The organism is Dactylosporangium siamense (genome assembly GCF_016862795.1).
Taxonomy (GTDB): domain Bacteria; phylum Actinomycetota; class Actinomycetes; order Mycobacteriales; family Micromonosporaceae; genus Dactylosporangium; species Dactylosporangium siamense.
Genome location: NZ_BONQ01000007.1, coordinates 1 through 931, shown reverse-complemented (window position 1 = coordinate 931; position 931 = coordinate 1). Strand labels below are relative to the sequence as shown.

At 72.7% G+C, this 931-nt stretch carries 1 protein-coding gene; it reads right to left on the bottom strand.

The window, feature by feature from the left end; all coding sequences use genetic code 11:
* Window positions 1-304: 304 nt before the first annotated feature.
* Window positions 305-931: DUF4132 domain-containing protein (locus tag Dsi01nite_RS01340; protein WP_203844118.1), on the bottom strand; the 627-nt coding region annotated here is incomplete at its 5' end.

Here is a 931-nt window from a genome sequence, read left to right as displayed (position 1 = left end):
CCCGTCTGCCGCCCCTCTGCCGACCCGGAACGGTGGGCTCGGACGAAGACCGCGGGCTGGGCGACGGCCCTCCACCGTTGCGCCGGACGGAACAGCCCCTGAGGAGCGAAATGGGGAGACGACCCGTCGGTGCCCACTGCGCCTCACCCTGTTCCGGGGCACCTGACGCCGTCCATGGGGCCGTCGACTCGCAACGGGCTCCCTGGCGCGGCGATCCACCGCGCCCCGAGGGACGGCGCACCGCGGCGCCGGAGGCGCGCCGTTCACCGGGCGACGGTCCGACGAGATGCCCGGGGGTCGCCGGTCAGAAGCAGGAGTTGAGGTCGCGGAGCAGCTCCGAGGCGGCGGCCGGGTCAAGTGTCGAGAACGGCACGGCGTGCTCGCGGGACCACTGGTTGCCGCCGTCGGGGCAGATCCAGATGTGGAGGGACTGCTGTGGGTGCTCGGTCGGGGCGCCCATCGCGATGCCCGGGTCGAGGTCGACGATCAGGGTCGCGCCGCCGGGCAGGTCGCGCTCGATCCGGCCCTGGTGGCCACCGTCCTGACCGGACCGCCGCCAGCCCCGGCGCTCCAGTCCGAGCAGCTTCACCGTCAGCGCCTTGCGGTCGTCATACCGAGCCAGCCGCGTCGAGGTGAGCTCCTGCGCGGTGAGCGCGTGGACGTCGCGAGCCAACTGCCGGAACGGTTGCAGGATCTCGTAGTCGGCGAACACCTCCGACCACGCCCGCACATCGAGGTGCACGGGATGAGCCACCGACACGACGGCATCATCGGAGAGCTCGACGAGCTCGTCGCCGACCCCGGCGAGCGTCCGGTCCTCAGCCAACCGCACGGCGACACCATCCCGCGCGATCCCCCCGCCGATGCCTGTGGTGCCGCCCGTGCCGATGCCTGTGGTGCCGCCCGTGCCGATGCTGCTGTCATCGTCGTC